Origin of the sequence: Leclercia sp. 1548, assembly GCF_050435045.1 — a bacterium.
GTDB classification, from domain to species: Bacteria; Pseudomonadota; Gammaproteobacteria; order Enterobacterales; family Enterobacteriaceae; genus Enterobacter; species Enterobacter adecarboxylatus.
In genome coordinates this window covers 123,483-148,450 of the sequence record NZ_JBNDJP010000002.1, presented here as the reverse complement: position 1 = coordinate 148,450, position 24,968 = coordinate 123,483, and the positions used below count along the sequence as shown (strand labels likewise).

The 24,968-nt window shown below is 57.1% G+C and carries 22 protein-coding genes; 8 read left to right on the top strand and 14 right to left on the bottom strand.

Annotation, left to right across the window (positions count from 1 at the left end):
• The first annotated feature begins 105 nt into the window (after nucleotides 1-105).
• From ptsH to crr, 3 genes are read left to right on the top strand one after another with little or no spacing between them, the layout of a single operon-like run.
• The gene (gene ptsH / locus ABIE02_RS06000) at nucleotides 106-363 is read left to right on the top strand and encodes a phosphocarrier protein Hpr (protein ID WP_000487600.1); all 258 of its coding nucleotides are present in this window, start codon (nucleotides 106-108) and stop codon (nucleotides 361-363) included.
• A 45-nt stretch (nucleotides 364-408) separates the two neighbouring features.
• Nucleotides 409-2,136, top strand: coding sequence for a phosphoenolpyruvate-protein phosphotransferase PtsI (ptsI, locus tag ABIE02_RS05995; RefSeq protein WP_032612975.1), 1,728 nt, complete (start codon nucleotides 409-411; stop codon nucleotides 2,134-2,136).
• Nucleotides 2,137-2,179: 43 nt separating this feature from the next.
• On the top strand, nucleotides 2,180-2,683 hold the full coding sequence (gene crr / locus ABIE02_RS05990; RefSeq protein WP_032612978.1) for a PTS glucose transporter subunit IIA: 504 nt from the start codon (nucleotides 2,180-2,182) through the stop codon (nucleotides 2,681-2,683).
• Nucleotides 2,684-2,731: 48 nt separating this feature from the next.
• Here crr and pdxK read toward each other — a convergent pair whose 3' ends face one another.
• The 10 genes from pdxK to ABIE02_RS05940 form a co-directional block, all read right to left on the bottom strand.
• Nucleotides 2,732-3,568 carry a pyridoxine/pyridoxal/pyridoxamine kinase gene (pdxK, locus tag ABIE02_RS05985; RefSeq protein ID WP_285126060.1) on the bottom strand — a complete coding sequence of 279 codons (837 nt, stop codon included), beginning with the start codon at nucleotides 3,566-3,568 and terminating at the stop codon, nucleotides 2,732-2,734.
• Nucleotides 3,569-3,573: 5 nt separating this feature from the next.
• Nucleotides 3,574-4,485: a cysteine synthase CysM gene (cysM, locus tag ABIE02_RS05980; RefSeq protein ID WP_336994446.1), complete on the bottom strand. Its 912-nt coding sequence runs from the start codon at nucleotides 4,483-4,485 to the stop codon at nucleotides 3,574-3,576.
• Between the two features lie 113 nt (nucleotides 4,486-4,598).
• Nucleotides 4,599-5,693, bottom strand: a complete 1,095-nt coding sequence (gene cysA, locus ABIE02_RS05975) for a sulfate/thiosulfate ABC transporter ATP-binding protein CysA (RefSeq protein WP_059307433.1) — start codon at nucleotides 5,691-5,693, stop codon at nucleotides 4,599-4,601.
• Entirely contained in the window at nucleotides 5,683-6,558 is an 876-nt protein-coding gene (cysW, locus tag ABIE02_RS05970) for a sulfate/thiosulfate ABC transporter permease CysW (protein ID WP_032612987.1), read from the bottom strand. Before cysW ends, cysA begins: the two co-directional genes overlap by 11 nt.
• A complete protein-coding gene (gene cysT / locus ABIE02_RS05965) occupies nucleotides 6,558-7,391 on the bottom strand; it encodes a sulfate/thiosulfate ABC transporter permease CysT (RefSeq protein ID WP_032612989.1) in 834 nt (277 codons plus the stop codon). The genes cysW and cysT overlap by 1 nt, the downstream gene beginning before the upstream one ends.
• A complete protein-coding gene (locus tag ABIE02_RS05960) occupies nucleotides 7,391-8,407 on the bottom strand; it encodes a sulfate ABC transporter substrate-binding protein (RefSeq protein WP_032612991.1) in 1,017 nt (338 codons plus the stop codon). Before ABIE02_RS05960 ends, cysT begins: the two co-directional genes overlap by 1 nt.
• A gap of 165 nt (nucleotides 8,408-8,572) precedes the next feature.
• Nucleotides 8,573-9,472, bottom strand: coding sequence for a Dyp-type peroxidase (locus ABIE02_RS05955; RefSeq protein ID WP_032612994.1), 900 nt, complete (start codon nucleotides 9,470-9,472; stop codon nucleotides 8,573-8,575).
• Between the two features lie 92 nt (nucleotides 9,473-9,564).
• On the bottom strand, nucleotides 9,565-10,140 hold the full coding sequence (locus ABIE02_RS05950) for an RpoE-regulated lipoprotein (protein WP_164540758.1): 576 nt from the start codon (nucleotides 10,138-10,140) through the stop codon (nucleotides 9,565-9,567).
• A gap of 62 nt (nucleotides 10,141-10,202) precedes the next feature.
• A complete protein-coding gene (locus ABIE02_RS05945; protein ID WP_336994445.1) occupies nucleotides 10,203-10,652 on the bottom strand; it encodes a DUF2919 domain-containing protein in 450 nt (149 codons plus the stop codon).
• The gene (locus ABIE02_RS05940) at nucleotides 10,639-11,064 is read right to left on the bottom strand and encodes a GNAT family acetyltransferase (protein WP_032613000.1); all 426 of its coding nucleotides are present in this window, start codon (nucleotides 11,062-11,064) and stop codon (nucleotides 10,639-10,641) included. The genes ABIE02_RS05945 and ABIE02_RS05940 overlap by 14 nt, the downstream gene beginning before the upstream one ends.
• Nucleotides 11,065-11,277: 213 nt before the next feature.
• Between ABIE02_RS05940 and amiA the strand changes: the two genes are divergently transcribed.
• Both amiA and hemF read left to right on the top strand, forming a co-directional pair.
• A complete protein-coding gene (amiA, locus tag ABIE02_RS05935; protein WP_032613002.1) occupies nucleotides 11,278-12,153 on the top strand; it encodes an N-acetylmuramoyl-L-alanine amidase AmiA in 876 nt (291 codons plus the stop codon).
• The gene (hemF, locus tag ABIE02_RS05930; protein WP_336994444.1) at nucleotides 12,153-13,052 is read left to right on the top strand and encodes an oxygen-dependent coproporphyrinogen oxidase; all 900 of its coding nucleotides are present in this window, start codon (nucleotides 12,153-12,155) and stop codon (nucleotides 13,050-13,052) included. Before amiA ends, hemF begins: the two co-directional genes overlap by 1 nt.
• 466 nt (nucleotides 13,053-13,518) lie before the next feature.
• Here hemF and maeB read toward each other — a convergent pair whose 3' ends face one another.
• A complete protein-coding gene (gene maeB / locus ABIE02_RS05925) occupies nucleotides 13,519-15,798 on the bottom strand; it encodes an NADP-dependent oxaloacetate-decarboxylating malate dehydrogenase (protein ID WP_032613018.1) in 2,280 nt (759 codons plus the stop codon).
• Nucleotides 15,799-16,089: 291 nt separating this feature from the next.
• Here maeB and tal point away from each other — a divergent pair, with 291 nt between their 5' ends.
• Together tal and tkt are read left to right on the top strand one after the other, a co-directional pair.
• Nucleotides 16,090-17,040, top strand: coding sequence for a transaldolase (tal, locus tag ABIE02_RS05920; protein WP_032613020.1), 951 nt, complete (start codon nucleotides 16,090-16,092; stop codon nucleotides 17,038-17,040).
• A gap of 19 nt (nucleotides 17,041-17,059) precedes the next feature.
• The gene (gene tkt / locus ABIE02_RS05915) at nucleotides 17,060-19,048 is read left to right on the top strand and encodes a transketolase (RefSeq protein WP_032613022.1); all 1,989 of its coding nucleotides are present in this window, start codon (nucleotides 17,060-17,062) and stop codon (nucleotides 19,046-19,048) included.
• A 73-nt stretch (nucleotides 19,049-19,121) separates the two neighbouring features.
• On the opposite strand, the gene ABIE02_RS05910 is transcribed toward tkt, so the two are convergent.
• The 3 genes from ABIE02_RS05910 to aegA form a co-directional block, all read right to left on the bottom strand.
• Nucleotides 19,122-20,165, bottom strand: a complete 1,044-nt coding sequence (locus tag ABIE02_RS05910) for a DUF1176 domain-containing protein (RefSeq protein WP_117385607.1) — start codon at nucleotides 20,163-20,165, stop codon at nucleotides 19,122-19,124.
• Nucleotides 20,166-20,288: 123 nt separating this feature from the next.
• Nucleotides 20,289-20,858, bottom strand: coding sequence for a GDP-mannose pyrophosphatase NudK (gene nudK / locus ABIE02_RS05905; protein WP_375341681.1), 570 nt, complete (start codon nucleotides 20,856-20,858; stop codon nucleotides 20,289-20,291).
• A 73-nt stretch (nucleotides 20,859-20,931) separates the two neighbouring features.
• Nucleotides 20,932-22,893 carry a formate-dependent uric acid utilization protein AegA gene (aegA, locus tag ABIE02_RS05900; RefSeq protein ID WP_144836755.1) on the bottom strand — a complete coding sequence of 654 codons (1,962 nt, stop codon included), beginning with the start codon at nucleotides 22,891-22,893 and terminating at the stop codon, nucleotides 20,932-20,934.
• A 217-nt stretch (nucleotides 22,894-23,110) separates the two neighbouring features.
• Here aegA and narQ point away from each other — a divergent pair, with 217 nt between their 5' ends.
• Nucleotides 23,111-24,805 (top strand): nitrate/nitrite two-component system sensor histidine kinase NarQ, encoded by a 1,695-nt coding sequence (gene narQ, locus ABIE02_RS05895; RefSeq protein WP_155167113.1) that lies wholly within the window; start codon nucleotides 23,111-23,113, stop codon nucleotides 24,803-24,805.
• Nucleotides 24,806-24,968 lie beyond the last annotated feature (163 nt).

Genomic DNA, 24,968 nt, shown 5'->3' with positions numbered 1-24,968 from the left:
CTGTGCCTCGTGCCGTTAAGCCGGTGCTAACTATACAGGCTAAAGTCATGCCGCCAGGCTAGACTTTAGTTCCACAACACTAAACCAATAAGTTGGGGAAATACAATGTTCCAGCAAGAAGTTACCATTACCGCTCCGAACGGTCTGCACACCCGCCCTGCTGCTCAGTTTGTTAAAGAAGCGAAAGGCTTCACTTCTGAGATCACTGTGACTTCCAACGGCAAAAGCGCCAGCGCAAAAAGCCTGTTCAAACTGCAGACTCTGGGTCTGACTCAGGGCACCGTTGTGACCATCTCCGCGGAAGGCGAAGACGAGCAGAAAGCAGTTGAGCATCTGGTAAAACTGATGGCTGAGCTCGAGTAAGTTTCCGGGTTCTTTGTAAAAATCAGTCACAAGTAAGGTAGGGTTATGATTTCAGGCATTTTAGCATCCCCGGGTATCGCTTTCGGCAAAGCATTGCTGCTGAAAGAAGACGAGATCGTCATCGACCGGAAAAAAATTTCTGCTGATAAGGTAAATCAGGAAGTTGAGCGTTTTCTGAGTGGCCGTGCAAAAGCATCTGCGCAGCTGGAAACGATCAAAACTAAAGCTGGCGAAACTTTCGGTGAAGAAAAAGAAGCCATCTTCGAAGGGCACATCATGTTGCTCGAAGATGAGGAGCTGGAGCAGGAAATCATAGCCCTGATTAAAGATAAAGGCATGACGGCCGACGCGGCTGCGCATGAAGTTATCGAAGGTCAGGCGACTGCCCTGGAAGAGCTGGACGATGAATACCTGAAAGAGCGCGCGGCTGACGTGCGTGACATTGGTAAGCGTCTGCTGCGTAACATCCTCGGCCTGGCCATTATCGATCTGAGCGCAATTCAGGACGAAGTAATCCTGGTTGCTGCTGACCTGACCCCGTCAGAAACCGCACAGCTGAACCTGAACAAGGTGCTGGGTTTCATTACTGACGCCGGTGGCCGCACCTCCCACACCTCTATCATGGCGCGTTCTCTGGAACTGCCTGCCATCGTGGGTACCGGTAGCGTGACCGCGCAGGTGAAAAACGACGACTATCTGATTCTGGATGCCGTAAACAATCTGGTTTACGTCAACCCAACCAACGAACAAATCGAACAGCTGCGTGCCGTTCAGGAACAGGTTGCCACTGAGAAAGCCGAACTGGCAAAACTGAAAGATCTGCCTGCGATTACGCTGGACGGACATCAGGTTGAAGTGTGTGCCAACATCGGTACCGTACGTGACGTTGATGGCGCTGAGCGCAACGGCGCAGAAGGTGTAGGCCTGTACCGTACCGAATTCCTGTTCATGGACCGTGACGCCCTGCCAACCGAAGAAGAGCAGTTTGCTGCTTACAAAGCGGTAGCGGAAGCTTGTGGCTCTCAGGCTGTTATCGTCCGTACCATGGACATCGGCGGCGACAAAGAACTGCCGTACATGAACTTCCCGAAAGAAGAGAACCCGTTCCTGGGTTGGCGTGCAGTACGTATCGCGATGGATCGTAAAGAGATCCTGCGCGACCAGGTTCGCGCCATCCTGCGTGCTTCCGCTTTCGGTAAGCTGCGCATCATGTTCCCGATGATCATCTCTGTTGAAGAAGTGCGTGCGCTGAAGAAAGAGATTGAGATCTACAAACAAGAACTGCGCGACGAAGGTAAAGCCTTTGACGAATCAATTGAAATCGGCGTGATGGTAGAAACTCCAGCCGCGGCGACGATTGCCCGTCATTTAGCCAAAGAAGTCGATTTCTTTAGTATTGGTACCAACGATTTAACCCAGTACACCCTGGCAGTTGACCGTGGTAATGATATGATTTCACATCTTTACCAGCCAATGTCACCGTCCGTGCTGACGCTTATTAAGCAAGTTATTGATGCTTCTCATGCCGAAGGCAAATGGACTGGTATGTGTGGTGAGCTTGCAGGCGACGAACGTGCTACACTTCTGTTGCTGGGTATGGGTCTGGACGAGTTCTCTATGAGCGCCATTTCCATCCCGCGCATCAAGAAGATCATCCGTAACACGAACTTCGAAGATGCGAAGGTATTAGCAGAGCAGGCTCTTGCTCAACCGACAACGGACGAGTTAATGACGCTGGTTAACAAGTTCATTGAAGAAAAAACAATCTGCTAATCCACGAGATGCGGCCCAATTTACTGCTTAGGAGAGATGGCTAATGGGGTTATTTAGTAAACTGTTCGGTGACAAAGGCAACAGCGACACCGGAACTATTGAGATTGTTGCTCCGCTGTCTGGTGAAATCGTCAACATCGAAGACGTGCCGGATGTCGTGTTTGCAGAGAAAATTGTTGGTGATGGCATTGCTATCAAACCGACCGGTAACAAAATGGTTGCGCCGGTTGATGGTACCATCGGTAAGATTTTTGAAACCAACCACGCATTTTCTATCGAATCTGATAGCGGTATTGAGCTGTTCGTTCACTTCGGTATCGACACCGTCGAACTGAAAGGCGAAGGCTTCAAGCGTATCGCTGAAGAAGGCCAGCGCGTTAAAGTTGGCGACCCGGTCATTGAATTCGATCTGCCACTGCTGGAAGAGAAAGCCAAGTCTACCCTGACTCCGGTTGTTATCTCCAACATGGACGAAATCAAAGAGCTGATCAAACTGTCTGGCAGCGTGACCGTGGGTGAAACCCCGGTTATCCGCATCAAGAAGTAATTTCTTGCCACACAGAAAAATGGCGCCTTCGGGCGCCATTTTTGTTTGTCAGGCCGGCAGAACCAGCTCGTCGTAACCCTTCTCCTGGGTGTACTGCATCACTTGCGTCACCCTGTCCCCTGCCCGGCTTATCGCCGCGGCCACGCTCTCGCGTTGCACCAGGGCACTGACCAGCTCAGAACAAAAAAGATCCCCTGTACCTTTCAGGTCGGCTTTGATGCGTGGGTGGGCGCTGACCGTCACATCATCATGGGAAACGAGCACCACGTGGATGTTGTCAGCATCCCCGGCCACCGGCGCGCTGGTGATTGCCACCCACTGCAGGGTATCGGAAAGTAACCCTCTGGCGGCGGCAATGGCGCTGGCGTTATCCCGGCAAGACTTGCCGCTGAGCACTTCCAGTTCGTAGACGTTCGGCGTAATACCCTGCGCCAACGGCAGCAGATGCTGGCGGTAGGCTTCCGGGATCTCGGGTTTGACGTAGGTTCCGCTGTCAGTGTCACCAATTACCGGGTCAACCAGGATCAGCACATCGGGATGCTGCGCCTTTACCGCACGTAGCCAGTCGGCCAACAGGGCAATCTGGCTGCCGCTCCCCATATACCCAGTGGTGACTGCTTTCAGCTCGCGCAATATGTCGCGCTCGTCCAGCGCCTTCAGGTAACCACTGAACCACTCGTCGGGGATTATCCCGCCGTAAAAGGTGTCGTAATGCGGGGTATTACTGAACAATACCGTCGGTATCGCCGTCACGTTGAGGTGATGCTGGCGAATATTGGGCACCGCAATGCTGTTACCCACGCTGCCGTACACCACCTGCGACTGCACAGCCACAATATCGGTCTGCTGTGCCCGGGTTTTGTCCCGGAATAGAATCATTTCCATCGCGTTTAGATCCCTGCGCCCTGCGCATAACTCTCCTCACCAAACACGCCGGTAGAGAGGTAGCGATCGCCGCGATCGCAAATGATCGCCACCACCACTGCCCCCGGCGTTGCCGCGGCCACCCGCAGAGCGCCGGCTACCGCGCCACCCGAACTGACGCCGCAGAAGACCCCTTCACGCACGGCCAGTTCACGCATGGTATTTTCCGCCTCGCGCTGATGAATATCCAGCACCTGGTCCACAAGCGAGGCATTAAAAATGCCCGGCATATACTCTGCGGGCCAGCGGCGAATACCCGGAATGCTGCTGCCCTCTTCAGGCTGCAGGCCGACTATGGTCACCGCCTTGTCCTGCTCGCGCAGAAAGCGGGAGACGCCGGTGATGGTGCCGGTGGTGCCCATGCTGGAGACGAAATGGGTGATGCGGCCTGAAGTCTGCCGCCAGATTTCCGGGCCGGTAGTGGTGTAGTGTGCGTGCGGGTTATCAGGGTTGTTGAACTGATCCAGCAGCTTGCCCTCACCCCGGTTCGCCATCTCCAGAGCCAGATCGCGTGCCCCCTCCATCCCCTGCTCTTTGCTGACGAGGATTAACTCAGCACCATAGGCCAGCATCGCGGCACGGCGCTCCTGGCTCATGTTGTCCGGCATCAGCAGCTTCATGCGATAGCCTTTCAGGGCGGCAATCATCGCCAGCGCGATGCCGGTGTTGCCGCTGGTCGCCTCGATCAGCACATCGCCGGGTTTGATTTCACCGCGCTTTTCCGCCTCGACAATCATCGACAGCGCGGCGCGGTCTTTGACCGAACCCGCCGGGTTATTGCCTTCCAGTTTGATCCAGATTTCGCTGCCGTTGTCCGGCCCCATGCGCTGCAGTTTGATCAGAGGGGTATTACCGATGGTGTCTTCGAGTGTATTCACGATTTTTACTCAATAAAAAGCCGGGTGGCGCTTCGCTTACCCGGCCTACGTCCGTGCTCGTGTAGGCCCGGTAAGCGTAGCGCCACCGGGCGATAAACATGGTCAATAACCTATCAGGCAGATTCCGCCAGAGCAAGATCTCCCCGCGTCTCGATGCGCTCCTTATCGTGATAAATGCGCGCATGCTGCAGGCCAACAAACAGACGTTCGCCGCGGTGTGGCGGCTCTTCGTCACGCATCACTACCGTCAGCGGTTCGCTGTACCAGCCCAGCGGCTGCACCACCAGTTGGGTATAGTGACCTTTCGGGCTGGCTTCCAGCACCTGTACCGGCAGCGGGCAGTCGAGGCTGGTGCGACGGCTTACGTCCACTTCCCATGGGCGCAGGAACAGATCCACCGGCCCCTGATAGCCTGGGGTGTAACCCAGTGGCCAGCGATGGGCACCAACGTGAAACTGACCGCCGCGAATATTGCCTTGCAGGCGGTTCACTTCGCCCATAAATTCCAGCACAAAACGGGTCGCCGGTTCGCGCCAGAGCTGTTCTGGCTCATCGACCTGCTCAATATTCCCCTGGCTCATCACCACGACCCGATCGGCCACTTCCATCGCCTCTTCCTGATCGTGGGTAACGAAGACGCTGGTGAATTTCAGCTCTTCGTGCAACTGACGCAACCAGCGACGCAGCTCTTTACGTACCTGGGCATCCAGTGCGCCGAAGGGTTCATCCAGCAGCAGGATTTGCGGCTCCACCGCCAGAGCACGAGCCAGCGCCACGCGCTGTTTCTGTCCGCCGGAAAGCTGGGCCGGATAACGGTCTGCCAGATGTGCCAGCTGCACCATCTCCAGCAGTTTGGTCACTTTCGCCTTGATAGTCGCCGCATCGGGACGCTCGCGGCGCGGCAGCACCGTCAGGCCAAAGGCGATGTTGTCGAACACCGTCATATGGCGGAACAGGGCATAATGCTGGAATACAAAGCCCACCTTACGGTCGCGCGCATGCAGGCGGCTGACGTCGGTGCCGTGGAAGCGGATATGCCCGCTGGTTTGATGTTCCAGACCGGCGATAATACGCAGCAAAGTGGTTTTCCCGGAGCCGGACGGCCCCAGCAATGCCACCATTTGCCCGGAAGGGATATCCAGCGAGATATCGTTCAGCACCTGGGTGCGACCAAAGGACTTCTTAATATTGGCAATCTCAATGCTCATGATTTCCCTCCTGATGCTGGCGTTTTGCCTGATTCTCTAAACGCCACTGCACCATACTCTTTAAAAACAGGGTCAAAATAGCCATCAGCGTCAGCAGGGCTGCGGCGGTAAAGGAACCGACGGTGTTATAGTCCTGCTCCAGCAATTCAATTTGTAACGGCAGCGACAGGGTTTCGCCGCGGATAGACCCGGAGACCACTGACACCGCGCCAAACTCACCAATCGCGCGGGCGTTCGTCAGCACCACGCCATACAGCAGCGCCCAGCGGATGTTTGGCAGGGTCACACGGCGGAACATCTGCCAGCCGGATGCGCCAAGCAGTACCGCCGCTTCGTCTTCGTGGCTGCCCTGGCTGAGCATCACCGGCACCAGCTCGCGCACCACAAACGGACAGGTCACAAAGATCGTTACCAGCACCATGCCCGGCCAGGCGAACATGATCTGTAAGTTATGCTCATCCAGCCAGCCACCCAGCGGGCCGTTGGAGCCGTAGAACAGCAGATACACCAGACCGGCCACCACTGGCGATACGGCAAAAGGAATATCCAGCAGGGTCAGCAAGAGCTGGCGGCCCGGGAAGTTAAAGCGCGTCACCAGCCAGGCCAACAGGATGCCAAACACCAGGTTCACCGGCACGGTAATCAGGGCAATCATCACCGTCAGCCAGATGGCATGCAGCATGTCCGGGTCGGCGAGGTTTTGCAGCGCGGGCATCAGCCCTTTACTGAACGCCTGAACAAAGATGTAGACCATCGGCACGACGAGAATAAACACCGACACCAGCATGCCTGTGCCAATCAGAAACCATTTTCCCCAGTTGATGCGGGGTGCGTCATAGCGCTTCAATTGAGTAACTTCCGCCATCAGTGACCTACCACACGTCGACCAAAGCGACTTTGCAGAGTGTTAATCGAGAACAGCAGCAACAGCGACGCGGCGAGGATCACCGAGGCGATCGCACTTGCCGCCGGGTAATCAAACTCCTGCAAACGCACAAAAATCATCAGCGAGGTCACTTCCGTTTTCCAGGCGATATTCCCGGCGATGAAGATCACCGCGCCGAACTCGCCGAGGCTGCGGGTAAACGACAACGCCACGCCCGCCAGTAGCGCCGGAGACAGCTCAGGCAGCACCACCTTACGGAAGCTCTGCCAGCGCGTGGCACCCAGGGTTTCCGCCGCTTCTTCATATTCCGGGCCTAACTCCTCCAGCACCGGCTGGACGGTACGCACCACAAACGGGATGCTGGTAAAGGCCATCGCTACCGCAATGCCGAGCCAGGTATAAGTCACTTTGATATCAAACTTCGCCAGCCACTCACCGTAAAAGCCATTCACGGAGAACAGCGAGGCCAAAGTTAAACCGGCCACGGCGGTGGGCAGCGCGAAGGGTAAATCCATCAGTGCATCCAGCAGCGTGCGGCCCGGGAAGCGGTAGCGGGTTAAGATCCACGCCATCAGCAGGCCGAAAACGCCGTTGAAAATCGAGGCCACAAACGCCGACAGCAGCGTCACCTTATAGGCCGCCACCACCTGCGGGTTGCTGATCACCTCCCAGTACTGGGACCAGCTCATCTCCGAGAGCTGGACCACCAGCGCGCTGAGCGGTAACAACAAAATCAGACAGACGAACAGCAGGCTGGTCCCGAGGCTTAAGGTAAAGCCCGGCAGCACACGTCTGGAGGAAACTGCAAACATTACTTACGCCCCGCCGCCAACAATTTGTCTAACTCACCCCCGCTGGTGAAGTGTGTTTTCATCACTTCAGGCCAGGAGCCAAAATGCTCTTCCACGCGGAACAGCTCGGTCTGCGGGAACTTATCTTTCAGCTTGTTCATCACGTCCGGGTTGTTGACGCGATAGTAGTAATCGGTGATCACCGTCTGCGCCTGCGGGCTGTACAGATAGTTGAGATACGCTTTCGCCGCTTTCTCTGTGCCGTTGGCCTTGACGTTTTTATCTACCCACGCCACCGGGAACTCCGCCAGCACGTTGGTTTTCGGAATAACCACTTCGAAGCCCTGCGCTTCGTACTGTTTACGGATGTTGTTAACTTCCGATTCAAAGCTGATCAGCACATCGCCCAGACCGCGTTCCGCGAAGGTGGTGGTCGCGCCGCGTCCGCCGGTATCAAACACTTCTACGTTTTTCAGGAACTGGGTCATGAACTGCTCGGTTTTGGCTTTATCGCCGCCGTCAGCTTTGTCTGCAGCGCCCCAGGCAGCCAGATAGGTATAACGGGCGTTGCCGGAGGTTTTCGGGTTCGGGAAAATGAGCTTTACGTCAGAACGCACGAGGTCGTTCCAGTCGTGAATGTTTTTCGGGTTGCCCTTACGCACCAGGAAGCCCATGGTGGAGTAGAACGGCGAGCTGTTGTTCGGCAGACGGCTCTGCCAGTTAGCCGGGAGCAGCTTGCCTTTGTCATGCAGGATCTGCACGTCGGTAATCTGGTTGTACGTCACCACATCCGCTTTCAGCCCCTGCAGGATCGCCAGCGCCTGTTTGGACGAACCGGCGTGAGACTGTTTGATGGTCAGCTTGTCGTCATTATTGTCTTTGGCCCACTGTTGCTCAAACGGCGGGTTCAGGGCAGCAAACAGCTCGCGGGAGACGTCGTAAGAGCTGTTCAGCAGTTCGGTTGCCTGCGCCTGAGCGACCAGCAACACTGAAGCTGCCAGCACCAGAGATCCTTTTTTCAGTACAGTAACGGCCATTGCGCACCCTAAGCGTTGTGATGATTTTCTTAGGGTCATCATATTTATAACGAGTACTAAAGGAGTAACGGTTTTATATACCGTTTGGTGATTTAGAAGCAGAAAAGGGAATAAGGCATTTATCCCCTCTCCCCTTTAGGGAGAGGGTCAGGGCGAGGGGCGTTCTTACAGCGCCAGCAGACGCTCGATGGACGGGGCAAAATAGTAACCGCCAGTCACCGGCTTCGTGAAGCGCAGCATGGCGTCGCGCTTGCCGTCGGTATCGCCGAACATGCTCAGCAGCTGCTGTTCGATGTTATACAGACGGGCACAGTAGGCGCAGAAGTACAGGCCGTGCGTACCGCTAGCGGTGCCGTATGGCAGGCTCTGGCGCACAATCTTCAGCCCTTTGCCGTCTTCTTTCAGATCAACACGGCTCAGGTGCGAGGTTGCCGGGCGCGCGTCGCCGTCGATCTCTTCGTTAGCTTCTTTAGTGCGGCCAATCATCATCTCCTGATCGGATACGCTCATGCGGTTAAGCTGTTTGAGGTTGTGCTCCCAGCGCTGGACGAACACGTAGCTGCCGCCTGCGTCCACGCCGTCTTTGATGACCGCCACTTCACGGCGCGTCTCTTCTCCTGCCGGGTTTTCGGTGCCGTCAACGAAGCCGCTCAGATCGCGCTCTTCCACCCAGCGGAAACCGTGGATCTCTTCTGTGACTTCAATGCAGTCGCCAAAGGCGGCCATAGCGGCCTGGGCAATGGAGAAGTTCAGGTCGTGACGCAGGGAGAGAATATGGATCAGCACGTCGTACTGCGTGGCCGGCGCCAGGCCTTTGCCGTAAGGGACAAAGTCTTTCAGCTCTTCGGCCCCTTCCCCACCGCTCAGCTGACGCCAGACGTTATGACCAAACGCGACCACCGCGCCGCAGTGGGCATCCGGGAATTTGACCTGGAAGGTGGCCAGTTTATCGATAAAAATTTTGCTGGCCGCACGCAGGGCATCGATATCCCCTTTAACATTGGCTTCGATCCAAATCGCCGCGCGGCAATGTTCTGGCAAAATGCCACTCTGAACCTGAGACATCGCTCCTCCTGAAAAAAAATGCCACGTCGTCGTGGCATGGTTGGCGGCGATTATACCCGCTTTTTTAACGAGGCGGCTTGTCCAGACGCAATTTACTGCTGCCAGATAATTTTGCTGATTTTCCAGCTTTTCAGGGTGTCGTCAGAAGGCATTAACCCTTCCGGGCCGTTCCAGGTTCCGCTGAACTGGTAGCTGATATGCTGGCGGCCCTCAGCTTTACACTCTACCGTCACGTTGTCGTCGGCAGGCACGCTGATGCAGTTACCATAGGCTTTCTGATACAGGTCGCTGAACGGCGTACCAATCTTTACCCCTTTGTCGGTTTCGATTTCAGTGTCCAGCACCTCAATGCGCCCGACAGTGGATTTATCACCGTTAATCACCAGCGCCAGCTGGTCATCTTTCAATGCTTCAAAGTAGTGAATGATGGTGCCATTTTGCGTTCTCATGCCGCTGCGCAGACGGTAATCACCGCCTAACGCCGATTCGATGGCGCTCTGTTCCAGCGCCGTGTCGGCGGTGAGATTGCCTACGCCCTGCTCGGTTACCTCGGTGGAAGAGCCGAACCAGTTCCAGGGATAAGCCGCAGACCAGTTCACGGCGGAGAGCGTTGAACAGCCCGTCAGGACAACGGGGAGCGCGCATAACAGTAAACGCAGCGATTTCATCGGGAGATCCTTTCTGGTTAATTTGACGCTTGTTGGAGTGCAGCATCGCTAAAAAGTGCCGTTTAATCTTGCTCGGGGGTGAAACAGGCGCGCAGACGGGGATGGGTCAACAGCCACAGCAGCGCCACGATATCGGCCACCAGCAGGGCAATACCGATGCCACTTAGCGCTTCACCCTGTAGCCACAGCAGAGGTTGCCAGCCCAGCAGTACAACCTGGGCGAGGATCAGCAGCCAGCGCAGCGCCCGCCACAGGCGCGGCACCCGATGGCGCCGCCTGCTCAGTAAAAAGGCCAGCACCGCCGGGATCCCCGGCAGCAGCCCGAGCCAGAAGTTATCATGATCGGGATAAAACAGGTTCAGCAGGGTATTGCCCTGATCGCGGGAGGCCCCCGCCAGCACGAACAACACCCAGGTGCGCGCCTGAAGCAGCAGCACGCACCAGAACAGGAACGGCAGGCGAACCCGGCCGTGGCTGTCATAGTCGCCAGGGTGAAAATCAATACTCTTCATCTTCGATCAGACGTTTGCCCAGCGTTAGCACGTCGGCATGTTCATAGTTGAGGCGCTCGTACATTCCCAGCACCATGTCGTTATCTTCACGCACCATGATCTGAATTTTTGGGCAGCCGCGGGCGATCAGTTTCTTTTCCAGACGATTGAGCAGCGCGTTGGCTATGCCACGCCCACGAAACTCCGGGTGGACGCCCAGGTAGTACGCCGAGCCGCGATGCCCGTCGTAGCCGCCCATCACCGTACCCACCACTTCGCCATTGACCTCCGCGACAAGAAACAGACTGACGTCGTGATTGAGCTTACGCTCAATGTCCATCTCAGGATCGTTCCACGGTCGCAGTAGCTCGCAGCGCTCCCAAAGGGTGATCACCTCTTCGAAGTCTGCCTGGCGAAAAACGCGTATCTCCATGGTATTAACCGCCTTTTTGGGTTCAAAAACAGTGATTATGACGCGAACGCCCTCTTTCGCCAATATGCAGCGAAAAAGGTCAGGAAATTTGGCATAATGGCACTTTGTCACGTATTGAAATGAAAAGTAAAACAATTCACCACACGGACTGTCGTAACGGGAAAGACGATACGATATAACACCAGGACACTCATTTTTTACATTTCAGGCCGCATGAGCACATTCAAACCCTTAAAAACACTCACATCGCGTCGTCAGGTTCTTAAAGCGGGGCTGGCGGCATTGACGTTAACGGGCATTGCAAAGCAGGCTCAGGCAAAAGACGAGAGCACGCTAAAAACCAGTAACGGACACAGCAAGCCAAAGACCAAAAAACCCGGTTCAAAGCGTCTGGTGATGCTCGATCCGGGCCACGGCGGTATTGATACCGGTGCCATTGGCCGCAACGGCTCTAAAGAGAAACATGTTGTACTGGCGATTGCAAAAAACGTCCGGTCGATTTTACGCAGCAACGGCATTGACGCCCGCCTGACCCGTTCCGGCGATACCTTTATTCCGCTGTATGACCGCGTAGAGATTGCCCATAAGCACGGCGCGGATCTGTTTATGTCGATTCACGCAGACGGCTTCACTAACCCCTCGGCGGCAGGTGCATCGGTATTTGCCCTTTCCAATCGGGGTGCCAGTAGCGCCATGGCAAAATACCTTTCCGACCGTGAAAACCGGGCGGATGAAGTGGCCGGAAAGAAAACCACCGACAAAGATCATCTGCTCCAGCAGGTGCTGTTCGATCTCGTTCAGACCGACACCATAAAAAACAGCCTGACCCTCGGCTCGCATATTCTGAAGAAGATTAAGCCGGTGCACCGTCTGCACAGCAAAGGCACCGAGCAGGCGGCGTTCGTGGTACTGAAATCTCCGTCGATTCCCTCCGTACTGGTAGAAACCTCCTTCATCACGAATCCCGAAGAAGAGCGACTGCTGGGCACGAAGGCGTTTCGCCAGAAGATCGCCAACGCGATTGCCTCCGGGATCATCAGTTACTTCAACTGGTTCGATAACCAGAAAGCGCACTCCAGGAAACGTTAATGAAACCCAACGCACAGCTGGTTAAAACCTTCCTGCTCCAGTTGCAGGATGCCATTTGCCAGAAACTGAGCGCCGTCGATGGCGGTGATTTTCAACAGGATGAGTGGCAGCGCGAAGCCGGTGGCGGCGGGCGCAGCCGCGTGCTGCGCAATGGCGGCGTGTTCGAGCAGGCCGGCGTGAATTTTTCTCACGTACACGGCGACGCCATGCCCGCCTCGGCCACTGCACACCGCCCGGAGCTGGCGGGCCGCAGCTTTGAAGCGATGGGGGTTTCACTGGTGGTGCATCCGCACAACCCGTTCGTGCCCACCAGCCATGCCAACGTGCGCTTCTTTATCGCCGAAAAACCGGGTGCCGATCCGGTATGGTGGTTTGGCGGCGGCTTCGACTTAACGCCTTTCTACGGGTTTGAAGAGGACGCTATCCACTGGCACCAGACCGCGCACGACCTGTGCCAGCCCTTTGGTGAGGACGTCTACCCGAAATACAAGAAGTGGTGCGATGAGTATTTCTACCTGAAGCACCGGGACGAGCAGCGTGGCATTGGTGGGCTATTCTTTGACGATCTGAATACGCCTGATTTTGATACTGCCTTCAGTTTTATGCAGGCAGTGGGCAATGGCTTTACCGACGCTTATCTGCCGATTGTCGAGCGGCGTAAAGACCACGATTACGGCGTGCGCGAGCGCGAGTTCCAGCTCTATCGTCGTGGACGTTACGTGGAATTTAATCTGGTGTGGGACCGTGGCACGCTGTTCGGCCTGCAAACCGGTGGGCGCACGGAGTCGATTCTGATGTCGATGCCGCCGCTGGTGCGCTGGGAGTATAACTTTGATCCGAAAGAAGGCAGCCGCGAGGCTGCCCTGAAAGAGTTTATTCGGGTTCGGGACTGGGTGTAAAAATCCCCTCACCCCGGCCCTCTCCCCAAAGGGGCGAGGGAGAAAAGATAGCTCCGTGCAGTCCCCTCTCACCAAAGGGGTGAGGAAGAAAAGACGGCTCCGTGCAGTCCCCTCTCCCCAAACGGGCGAGGGTGAAAAGACGGCTCCGTACAGTCCCCTCTCACCAAAAGGGCGAAGAAGAAAAGACGGCTCCGTACAGTCCCCTCTTTCCACAGGGGCGAGGGAGAAAAGACGGCTCCGTGCAGTCCCTCTCTCCAAACGGGCAAGGGCGAAAAGACGGCTCCGTGCAGTCCCCTCTCCCCAAACAGGCGAGGGTGAAAAGACGTCTCCGTGCAGTCCCCTCTCCCCAAAGGGGCGAGGGCGGAAAGACGGCTCCGTGCAGTCCCCTCTGCCCAAACGGGCGAGAGTGAAAAGACGGCTCCGTGCAATCCCCTCTCCCCTATGGGGAGAGGGTTAGGGTGAGGGGTTACAGCGGCTGCGTCTGCGCCTCAACCACCGCCAGCGCCACCATGTTCACAATACGACGCACGGAGGCAATCGGGGTCAATACGTGAACCGGTTTCGCCACGCCCATCAGCACCGGCCCGACGGTCACCCCTTCCGAACTGGAGACGCGCAGCAGGTTATAACTGATACGCGCCGCCTCGACGTTCGGCATGATCAGCACGTTGGCAGAGCCTTTCAGCGGGCTGTCCGGCATCCGCTCGTTACGGATGCTCTCCACCAGCGCGGCATCGCCGTGCATCTCACCGTCGATCATCAGCTCAGGCGCGCGCTCGCGGACCAACGCTAAAGTCTCACGCATTTTGCAGGCAGCTGCCGATTTGGACGAGCCAAAGTTAGAGTGCGACAGCAGCGCTACTTTCGGTTCAATACCGAAGCGACGCACCGTTTCTGCCGCCATCACCGTGATTTCAGCCAGCTCTTCCGGGGTCGGATCGTCATTGACGTAGGTATCAGCAATGAAGGTGTTACCACTCGGCAGTAACAGGGCGTTCATCGCCCCGGCGGTATGCACGCCTTCGCGATAGCCGAAGATCTCCTGCACCACGCTGAAATGCTCATGATAGTCACCAATGGTGCCACAGATCAGCGCGTCGGCTTCGCCACGGTGAACCATGATCGCGCCGATCACCGTAGTATTGCTGATCACTGCCCGCTGGGCCTGCTCCTGGGTGATCCCCCGACGTTTCATGATGGCGTAATACTCGTTCCAGTACTCCTTGAAGCGCGGATCGGATTCATTGTTGACGATCTCAAAGTCCACGCCCGCCTTGATTTGCAGGCCCAGCTTCTGGATACGCATCTCGATCACGCTCGGACGACCAATCAGGATCGGTTTGGCCAGCCCCAGGCTCACCAGCTCCTGAGTGGCGTGCAGGACACGCGCCTCCTCCCCTTCCGCCAGCACCACGCGTTTCGCATCTGCACGCGCCTGGGAGAAAATCGGCTTCATGAACAGGTTGGTTTTGTAGACGAACTCGGTCAGCTTATCGACATAGGCGTCGAAGTCGGTGATCGGGCGCGTTGCCACGCCGGAGTCCATCGCCGCCTTCGCCACCGCTGGCGCGATTTTGACAATCAGGCGTGGATCAAAGGGCTTAGGAATGATGTAGTCCGGGCCGAAGCTCAGATCCTGATCGCCATAGGCGGAGGCCACCACTTCGCTCTGCTCCGCATGGGCCAGCTCAGCAATGGCATGAACCGCCGCCAGCTTCATCTCTTCGTTGATGGCGGTGGCACCGACATCCAGCGCGCCACGGAAGATGAACGGGAAGCAGAGAACGTTATTCACCTGGTTCGGGTAATCAGAACGGCCGGTGCAGATGATGGCATCCGGGCGCACGGCTTTCGCCAGCGGCGGCAGGATCTCCGGTTCCGGGTTTGCCAGAGCGAGGATCAGCGGCGCACGCGCCATCTTCATCACCATCTCTTCATTCAGCACTTTCGGGCCTGAACAGCCGAGGAAGATATCCGCGCCGTCCATGACATCTGCCAGGCTGCGCTTGCCGTCGTCGTCAACGGCATAGGCGGCTTTGGTTTCGGCCATATTGGCCTCGCGGCCTTTGTAAATAACCCCTTTGGAGTCGCAGACCACGATGTTGTGCTTCTGCATCCCCAGCGCCACCAGCAGGTTCATACAGGCGATGGCTGCCGCGCCAGCACCAGAGACCACCATGCGCACGTCAGAAAGATTCTTCTCCACCACCCGAAGGCCGTTCAGAATGGCAGCGGTACTGATGATCGCCGTTCCGTGCTGATCGTCGTGGAACACTGGAATGTTCATGCGTTCACGCAGTTTCTGCTCGATATAGAAACATTCCGGCGCTTTGATGTCCTCGAGGTTGATGCCGCCAAACGTCGGCTCCAGCGCGGCCACCACGTTAATGAATTTGTCCGGGTCAAGCTCATCCACTTCAATATCAAACACGTCGATACCGGCAAATTTCTTGAACAGCACGCCCTTGCCTTCCATCACCGGTTTACCGGCCAGCGCCCCGATATTGCCCAGTCCCAGCACTGCGGTGCCGTTGGAGATCACCGCCACCAGGTTGCCACGGGCCGTGTATTTGTAGGCCGCCAGCGGATCTTTTTCGATCTCAAGGCACGGCGCGGCAACGCCCGGCGAGTAGGCTAACGCCAGGTCACGCTGGGTTGCGAGGGGCTTGGTAGGAGAGACCTGAATTTTGCCGGGTACGGGAAATTCATGAAAATCGAGGGCGCTCTGTCTTAACTGCTCGTCCATTGTAAGGTTCCTTTAGCGTGTCGTTCAAAATGGGTGATGTTGTTATGGTCTGAGTTCACCCTGGGTGGCGGATAGTATCGCTGCTGCCTGCGGTTCAAACTTTGAAGGCTGCCAAAGTCTCACCATCAAAAAAACAAAAATTGTTAGCAATTTATAACAATCATGTTACCTGCCCAGCGAAGCAAGACCATGTCCGTCTGCTATGCTTTTTTGTTAAGTACATCGCGAATTTCGCAGAAGTGTGATCTAACACACTCAATCAACTCTTTTATTTCCAAGGAGTAATCATTTATGAATCAACTAGACGGCATCAAACAATTCACCACGGTCGTTGCTGACAGCGGTGATATCGAATCTATCCGCCATTACCAGCCACAGGATGCGACCACCAACCCGTCGCTGCTGCTGAAAGCCGCCGGGCTGTCGCACTTTTCGCATCTGATTGACGATGCGATTGCCTACGGCAAAGGGCGGGGAAAAACCAAGGAGCAACAGGTCGCTGAGGCCAGCGATAAGCTCGCGGTCAATATTGGTAGCGAAATTCTGAAAAGCATTCCGGGACGCGTCTCGACCGAAGTGGATGCCCGACTCTCCTTTGACCAGGAGAAAAGCATCGCCAAAGCGCGACATATTGTGCAGCTCTACGAGGAGCAGGATGTTGATAAATCGCGCATTCTGATCAAGCTGGCCTCCACCTGGGAGGGGATCCGCGCCGCCGAGGTGCTGGAGAAAGAGGGAATCAACTGCAACCTGACGCTGCTGTTCTCTTTTGCTCAGGCACGCGCCTGCGCCGAAGCCGGGGTGTTCCTGGTGTCTCCGTTTGTCGGGCGTATTTACGACTGGTATCAGGCCCGCCAGCCAATGGATCCGTACGTCGTCGAGGAAGATCCCGGCGTGAAATCGGTACGCAATATCTACGATTACTATAAGCAGCACCGCTACGAGACCATCGTGATGGGCGCCAGCTTCCGCCGGACCGAGCAGATCCTGGCCCTCACCGGCTGCGATCGACTGACCATCTCCCCTAACCTGTTGCAGGAGTTGCAGGATAAAGAGGAGGAGGTCATCCGCCGCCTGGTACCATCATCAACCGTGTTGCCTAAACCCAAACCTATGACCGAAGCCGAATTCCGCTGGGAGCATAATCAGGACGCCATGGCGGTCGATAAGCTGTCAGAAGGGATCCGTCTCTTCGCGGTCGACCAACGCAAACTCGAAGATCTGCTCGCCGCCAAACTGTAACCTTGCCATGGAGTGAACTATGTCCCGTAAAGAGTTAGCCAATGCCATTCGCGCCCTCAGCATGGATGCCGTGCAAAAAGCCAATTCCGGTCATCCAGGCGCACCAATGGGCATGGCCGATATCGCTGAAGTCTTGTGGAATGATTTCCTGAAGCATAACCCTAACGATCCAACGTGGTACGACCGCGACCGCTTTATTCTCTCTAACGGTCACGCGTCAATGCTGCTCTACAGCCTGCTGCACCTCTCGGGCTATAACCTGCCGCTTGAGGAACTGAAAAACTTCCGCCAGCTGCACTCGAAAACCCCGGGTCACCCGGAGATTGGCTATACGCCTGGGGTGGAGACCACCACCGGCCCACTGGGTCAGGGGCTGGCGAATGCGGTCGGGCTGGCGATTGCCGAGCGCACGCTGGCGGCGCAGTTTAACCAGCCGGATCATGAGATTGTCGATCACTTCACGTATGTCTTTATGGGCGATGGCTGTCTGATGGAGGGGATCTCTCACGAGGTCTGTTCTCTGGCGGGCACGCTGGGGCTGGGCAAACTGATCGGCTTCTACGATCACAACGGCATCTCCATCGATGGCGAGACCGAGGGCTGGTTCACTGACGACACGGCAAAACGCTTTGAAGCCTATCACTGGCACGTGGTGCATGAGATTGACGGCCACGATCCAGAGGCGCTAAAAGCAGCCATTCTTGAAGCGCAAAGCGTAACCGATAAACCGTCGCTGATTATCTGTCGTACGGTCATCGGATTTGGTTCGCCGAACAAAGCCGGCAAAGAAGAATCTCACGGCGCGGCGCTGGGCGAAGAGGAAGTGGCGCTCACCCGCCAGAAGCTGGGCTGGAAATACCCTGCCTTTGAGATCCCGAAAGAGATCTACAAAGCCTGGGATGCCCGTGAGGAGGGTGAAAAAGCGCAGGCGGCCTGGAACGACAAATTTGCCGCCTACCAGAAAGCGCACCCGGAGCTGGCGGCCGAGTTCAGCCGTCGCATGAGCGGCGGTCTGCCGGAGAACTGGGAAGAGACGACGCAGGCGCTGATTGAGAACTTACAGGCTAACCCGGCGAAAATCGCGACCCGTAAGGCGTCGCAGAATACCCTGAACGCCATTGGCCCCATCCTGCCCGAGCTGCTGGGCGGCTCAGCGGATCTGGCCCCGAGTAACCTGACCATCTGGTCTGGCTCCACCTCGCTGAAAGAAGATATCGCCGGGAACTATATCCACTACGGGGTGCGTGAGTTCGGCATGACCGCCATTGCCAACGGTATCGCCCATCACGGCGGGTTTGTGCCTTATACCGCCACCTTCCTGATGTTCGTGGAATATGCGCGTAATGCCGCGCGTATGGCAGCACTGATGAAGGCCCGGCAGATCATGGTCTATACCCACGACTCCATCGGTCTGGGTGAAGATGGCCCGACCCACCAGGCGGTGGAACAGCTGGCCAGCCTGCGCCTGACGCCAAACTTCAGTACCTGGCGTCCATGCGATCAGGTTGAGGCGGCGGTGGGCTGGAAGCTGGCGGTAGAACGCCATAACGGCCCGACAGCGTTGATCCTGTCGCGCCAGAATCTGGCGCAGATCGAGCGCACGCCGGAACAGGTGAAAAATATTGCCCGCGGCGGGTATATCCTGAAAGACAGCGGCGGCAAGCCGGATCTGATTCTGATTGCTACCGGGTCGGAAATGGAGATCACCGTCAAGGCGGCGGAGAAGCTGACCGCGGAAGGTCATGCGGTGCGGGTGGTGTCGCTGCCTTCAACGGATATCTTTGATGCCCAGGATGAAGCGTACCGCGAGTCGGTACTGCCATCGGATGTCACGGCACGTGTAGCGGTCGAAGCGGGTATCGCGGATTACTGGTACAAATATGTCGGTCTGAAGGGGGCGATCGTCGGCATGACCGGTTATGGCGAATCGGCGCCTGCCGAGAAGCTGTTCCCGTTCTTCGGCTTTACCGTCGAGAACGTGGTAGAGAAGGCGCAGGCGTTGCTGTAAGTGCCTGTGCTACCCTCTCTTCCGGGAGAGGGAACCAACAAAAAACGGTAACCTTGTGGTTACCGTTTTGCTTTTATCGTGTGATCCACAACGTCGGCCACGCGTCTGGCCCATGCCAGTTATCACAAGTCGGCTCTTCCGCATACCGCACCAGCCGGAAACGCTGCCCGGTGAAACGCCAGCGCGTCTGGATCCCGCAGTCGCCAATCCCGCGCCCCAGAGCCAGGGTCGTCAACTCGCGGTTTTTTTCATCGAAGCTGGCATTCATTAACTCCATCTCGCTGCTGTCGCTCGACGGCATAAAAGGCAGGCGCAGACGCACGAGATGGGAGGCAAAGGGCTTTTTACGCGACACCAGCCAGGCTAAATCGACGGTGTTATAGGCCCCTGCCTCACAGCTGATCATCAGCAGCGCTTTGTCATCGGTTAAGGCGGTGACCCGCACTTCACGTCGCGCCGGATCAAGCGAACACTGGCTGCTGTTAATGCGCCAGGAGCCATAGTCGGTAAGATCGCTGCGCTCCTCGCGGGTTAAAGGTGTGGGGGTTGGGTTAACCACGGCCACCTCTTTCAGCGCAGGGGCAGGCGGTACGCTGAGCGGCGGTTGAGCGCCTTTGTTGATCCACGCGGTTTCACTCCCGCCACGCTTTTGCTGGGCGTCGATAAACTGCAGCGCCTCTTTCAGTCCATCAAGGGAAATAACCTGCTTGCCATTCGCGAGGGTGATAGCTTTTTTTTGCTGAAGCGTGGTCAGCAAGGCAGTAATGGTGGCGGCATGATCGGTGGTCAGACGCCAGGGGGTCACCTGCCAGTGCGGAGGCGCAAGTTGCAGTGGCTCGCCGTCGAGCAGTAAGCGAGGCGCGATGGCGGGTGCTTTGGGATCAATGGTCGCCAGCCCGCCGAGATCGATACGCAGCACCGCATCGGTTTTCGCCCCGGCGCTGCGGCTCAGGGTCATCACCAGCCCGTTATGCTCACCGGTATTGCGCGCAATGCAAAAGTTCTGGTTGTTGCAGGTCACCTGCCAGTCAGTAAACAACTGCTGTGCAGGTGCCGCCTGAACCAGAGCTGCGGGCAGCACGCTGAGCATAAAGATAAGAAAAAGGCTGTGACGCATGAATAGCAGGATCCCGGAAGCAAAACTGACAAACAAACCGTATCTTCCTGCTCAGGCCGGGCTTACTCAATCGGATTTATCGGATAGATTTATATAAAATACATCTTATGAAAAATAATAAGATCAACCCATTAACCCGGAACTGCGCAAATACTGTAAGAGTATCACCGTTTTGCCGTCCCGGATTTCACCCGATTGTACCATCGATAGCGCCTCGCTAAAGGGCAGCTCCAGCACCTCGATCTCTTCATCTTCTATGCCGCCGCCTTTACCCGCGCGCTGTGCGTCGCTGTATTCTGCCACGAAGAAATGGACGATTTCCGTCACCCCACCGGGAGACATGTACAGCTCAAACACCTTACGCGCTTCACCGACAATAAATCCGGTCTCTTCGATCGCCTCTTTACGAATGCAGACTTCCGGCTCGTCGTTATCCAGCAGCCCGGCACAGGTTTCAATCAATCGCCCGTCGGGATTGCCATTCACCCAGGTGGCGATACGGAACTGGCGAATCAGCACCACGCTCTGCTTGTGCGGGTTATAGAGCAGGACAGTAGCGCCGTTGCCCCGATCGTAGACTTCGCGTTTGTGGCGCACCACTTCGCCGTTACGCCGCGTCAAATCGTAAGTCAGGTTGCGCAGAATGAAATAGTTATCCGAGAGGCACTTGTCTTTAATAAGTTCAATTTTCAAGGTTACACAGGCTCCATAGCGCAAAACATGCTGGTCATACTACGCTGTGAAGCCCGCGTTGTCGTCCGTCAGGTTAATGCGCGGCGGGCGCATCGACGCCAAGCCAGTCGGCGATCCCCTGGGCGGCGTGTCGCCCTTCCGCCATCGCCGTCACCACCAGATCGGCCCCCCGCACCGCATCGCCACCGGCAAAGATCTGCGGATTGGTGGTTTGATAGCGGTAGCGCGTCTCAACGCTTGCCGCGATCCGCCCCCACGCATCCACCTCCACGCCCTGCGCCTGTAGCCAGGGCATCCCATGCGGGTTGAAGCCAAAGGCCATAATTACCGCATCGGCAGGCATAACAAACTCGCTACCGTCGACAGGCACCGGGCGGCGGCGTCCCTGGGCATCCGGCTCACCCAGTCGGGTGCGCAGCAGGCGAATGCCGTTAACCCGTCCGGTATCCTCCAGGGTCAGCGCCACCGGTTGCACGTTAAATTCAAAGGCAGCCCCCTCTTCCCGGGCATTTTTGACCTCCTTTTTCGACCCCGGCATGTTGGCCTCATCCCGACGGTAGGCGCAGGTAACGCTGGCAGCCCCGTGGCGCAGCGCGGTGCGCACGCAGTCCATCGCCGTATCGCCGCCGCCCAGCACCACCACGTTCAGCCCGGCGGTATCGATAAAGGGTTCCTCCCCCGACGGCGGCAGCCCCATGAGCTGTCGGGTGTTGCCCACCAGGAACGGCAGCGCATCGTAGACGCCGGGTGCCTCTTCATGGGGTATGCCCGCCTTCATCGAACGGTAGGTGCCCACGCCCACAAACAGGGCATCGTATTCGCTGAGCAGCTGCGCCAGCGGGATATCCTTACCCACCTCGCAGTTAAGCTCGAAGCGAATGCCCATCGCCGTGAAGATCTCCCGACGACGGGCCAGCAGCGATTTATCCAGCTTAAAGGCGGGAATGCCGAAGGTAAGCAGGCCGCCAATCTCCGGGTGGCGATCAAAGACCGTGACGCGAATGCCGCGGCGAATTAACGCATCGGCGCACGCCAGCCCGGCAGGACCGGCACCGACGATGGCGACCTGCTTGTTGACGGGCGTGACGTGGCGCAGATCGGGTCGCCAGCCCTTCGCCAGCGCCTGGTCGGAGATATAGCGTTCAATGTTGCCGATGGTCACGGACCCGGCCACGTCCCGCACCGTGCAGGCTCCTTCGCACAATTTATCCTGAGGGCAGACCCGCCCGGTAATCTCCGGCAGGCAGTTGGTCTGATGGGATAACTCCACCGCGGCGTCGATATCTCCGGCTTTCACTCGCTCGATCCACTGGGGAATATGGTTATGCAGCGGGCAGGTCCATTCGCACGCCGAATGCTCCCCGCAGGTCAGGCAGCGGTCAGCCTCTCGCTGCGCCTGCACCGCACTGAAGGGCAGATAGATTTCCTCAAAATTATCCCTACGCGCTTCGGGAGAGCGTTTATCCGGCTCGCCGCGCGCGGCCAGGGCAAACATACGCTCGCGTTTGCTCATCTTCCGGGACGTGGCCGCCTCCCCGGTCTGCCACGGCTGGGCCTCGTGACGCGCCGCGCGCACCCGTCGCGTGCGGGCCAGCTGGTTCAGGGTATCGGGCGTGACCCGCGACAGGGCATCCGCCGGGCAGTTCGCCACGCAAGCCGGTCCCTGATGGCGATCCAGACAAAGATCGCACTTCTGCGCGGTGGCCGCCTGCGCCGTGGTGACCACCTCCATGGTGCCAAACGGACAGGCCACGACACAGGCTTTACAGCCGATACACTTCTGCTCATCCACCTGCACACTGTCGCGCATCCGGCCGATAGCACCGTTCGGGCAGCTTTGTATACAGGGGGCGTTCTCACAGTGGTGACAGGTAACGGCGCTGTGTTTGTTGCCCTCTTTCACCACGGTGATGCGAGGGGTAAAATGGCGCGCGCTAAGAGCATGTTGTTCATTATGATGCGCCATGACGCACGCCACTTCGCAGGCACGACATCCAATGCAGAGCTGGCTGTTTGCCATAATAAAATGATTCATCACGGTTCCCCCGCTGGGCTGAATAACCTTATTCTTTATATGAATAAATTATTTACCGACCGCAACGGGTTGAGGCAATGTTCAATTGCCCAGGAACACGAACTATTTTGCCTGAACCTGTGTCAGATCAATTAATTTCATTCCTGATGAAATTACGTTTCATTCCCCTGCGGAAACGCTTATCAGGCCTACTTCGTATTAGCTCAGGACGCGATTTGTGATAGTCAAACAACCGGTTTCACGCACTCTTGCCCGGGCCTTTTTCGCCATTATTGCCCTGTCACTTCTGACGAGCGCGATTGCGCTGTTTACCCTCGCCAGCAGCCAGCGTGACGCCGAAGCGATCAACCTGGCGGGGTCATTGCGGATGCAGAGCTATCGCCTGGGTTACGATATGCAGCGGGGTAATGCCGATCTGCTGGCCCATCGGCAGGCCTGGCAGCACACGCTAAACGCCCCCGCGCTACTTACCCTAAAAAGCTGGTACGTGCCGGATGAGGTTCAACAGCGCTATCACCTGTTGCAGCTGGCGTGGCAGGGCGTGGACGCAAAGCTCGCGCAGGGCGATTACAGCTGGTATCAGAACCATATGGATGAGTATGTGGCGCGCATCGACGCCTTTGTACTCTCCCTGCAGCATTACGCCGAACATAAAATCCAGCTGGTGTTCGCCATCTCCTTTGCCGGTGGGATCGGCATTATCCTGCTGGCGTTCAGCACGCTGCGCCGGATCCGCCAGCAGGTGGTTGCCCCGCTCAATCACCTGGTCGCCTCCAGCCAGCACATTGAGCAAGGCCGGTTTGATACCCCGGTGCCGGATACCGATCTGCCAAACGAGCTTGGCCTGCTCTCCCGCACCTTTAACCATATGGCGACCGAGCTGCACAGCCTGTATCGCTCGCTGGAAATTTCGGTCGAAGAGAAGACTCACCACCTGCACGAAGCCCATCAGCAGCTTGAGATGCTGTTTACCTGCTCGCAGGCGATGAACACCAGCAAAATCGACAGCCACTGTTTCCGTCATATCCTGCAAACCGTGCGCGAATATACCGGGATCAGCTGGCTGGCGCTGCATACCAGCGACGGCTGGAAAATGCAGGAGGGCGAGACAAGGGAGCACCTTGAGACGCAGGTGCTGCCGGTGATTATGCTGGATACCCGGTTCGGTGAGCTGCGCTGGCAAAGCGAGCAGCGCGCCGTCCCGATACCGCTGATGAAAAGCGTCGCCACCATGCTCGGGCGCGGCCTTTTCTCCAACCAGGCGCAAAAACATTACCACCAGCTGCTGCTGATGGAGGAGCGCGCCACCATCGCCCGCGAACTGCACGACTCGCTGGCACAGGTGCTGTCGTATCTGCGCATCCAACTGACGCTGCTTAAACATGCGGTGCCGGACGAGAACGACGCCGCTCAGGCGATCATCACCGATTTCTCCCGGGCCTTGAATGCCGCATACCGTCAGCTGCGCGAGCTGCTCACCACCTTCCGGCTGACGCTGAACCAGGCCAACCTGCCCGCCGCGTTACAGGAGACGCTGGACGATCTGCAAAAGCAGACCCGTGCAAAACTGAGTCTCGACTGTCAGCTCTCCTCCCTGGCGCTGGACGCCCAGATGCAGGTACACCTGCTACAGATTGTGCGCGAGGCGGTGCTGAACGCCATCAAGCACGCCCAGGCAAGCGATATTCAGGTCAACTGCGTCACTGCCCCGGACGGCAGCCACAGGGTGAACATCCGCGACGACGGGATCGGCATTGGCGACGCCAGCGAGCCGCCGGGTCACTATGGCCTGAACATTATGCGGGAGCGTGCCGACAGGCTGGGGGGCACCCTGCACTTCTCGCAGCCGCCGGGTGGAGGGACGGAGGTCAGCGTCTGTTTCCGCTCGTCAGCCGGTACGGAGGGTAAATAACGGTAAAATCAGGCGGAAAGTCACCAGTCAGCCATGAGGATGGATAATACTCACCGCTTCACAGGGGGAATCGCGCGGATAAAGCGCATGATAATTTACATTATCTCCTTTATTTCTCCACGTTTGACATCCGCCTTGCCGCTAGAGTTATGCGGGCAATTTA

Coding starts and splice junctions, on each gene's coding strand:
- ABIE02_RS05960 (WP_032612991.1), bottom strand. CDS start 8,407: ATGGCCGTTACTGTACTGAAAAAAGGATCTCTGGTGCTGGCAGCTTCA.
- maeB (WP_032613018.1), bottom strand. CDS start 15,798: ATGGACGAGCAGTTAAGACAGAGCGCCCTCGATTTTCATGAATTTCCC.
- pdxK (WP_285126060.1), bottom strand. CDS start 3,568: ATGGAAATGATTCTATTCCGGGACAAAACCCGGGCACAGCAGACCGAT.
- tal (WP_032613020.1), top strand. CDS start 16,090: ATGAATCAACTAGACGGCATCAAACAATTCACCACGGTCGTTGCTGAC.
- ABIE02_RS05940 (WP_032613000.1), bottom strand. CDS start 11,064: ATGGAGATACGCGTTTTTCGCCAGGCAGACTTCGAAGAGGTGATCACC.
- cysA (WP_059307433.1), bottom strand. CDS start 5,693: ATGAGCATTGAGATTGCCAATATTAAGAAGTCCTTTGGTCGCACCCAG.
- cysW (WP_032612987.1), bottom strand. CDS start 6,558: ATGGCGGAAGTTACTCAATTGAAGCGCTATGACGCACCCCGCATCAAC.
- crr (WP_032612978.1), top strand. CDS start 2,180: ATGGGGTTATTTAGTAAACTGTTCGGTGACAAAGGCAACAGCGACACC.
- tkt (WP_032613022.1), top strand. CDS start 17,060: ATGTCCCGTAAAGAGTTAGCCAATGCCATTCGCGCCCTCAGCATGGAT.
- ABIE02_RS05910 (WP_117385607.1), bottom strand. CDS start 20,165: ATGCGTCACAGCCTTTTTCTTATCTTTATGCTCAGCGTGCTGCCCGCA.
- ptsH (WP_000487600.1), top strand. CDS start 106: ATGTTCCAGCAAGAAGTTACCATTACCGCTCCGAACGGTCTGCACACC.
- aegA (WP_144836755.1), bottom strand. CDS start 22,893: ATGAATCATTTTATTATGGCAAACAGCCAGCTCTGCATTGGATGTCGT.
- ABIE02_RS05950 (WP_164540758.1), bottom strand. CDS start 10,140: ATGAAATCGCTGCGTTTACTGTTATGCGCGCTCCCCGTTGTCCTGACG.
- ptsI (WP_032612975.1), top strand. CDS start 409: ATGATTTCAGGCATTTTAGCATCCCCGGGTATCGCTTTCGGCAAAGCA.
- cysT (WP_032612989.1), bottom strand. CDS start 7,391: ATGTTTGCAGTTTCCTCCAGACGTGTGCTGCCGGGCTTTACCTTAAGC.
- ABIE02_RS05945 (WP_336994445.1), bottom strand. CDS start 10,652: ATGAAGAGTATTGATTTTCACCCTGGCGACTATGACAGCCACGGCCGG.
- hemF (WP_336994444.1), top strand. CDS start 12,153: ATGAAACCCAACGCACAGCTGGTTAAAACCTTCCTGCTCCAGTTGCAG.
- ABIE02_RS05955 (WP_032612994.1), bottom strand. CDS start 9,472: ATGTCTCAGGTTCAGAGTGGCATTTTGCCAGAACATTGCCGCGCGGCG.
- amiA (WP_032613002.1), top strand. CDS start 11,278: ATGAGCACATTCAAACCCTTAAAAACACTCACATCGCGTCGTCAGGTT.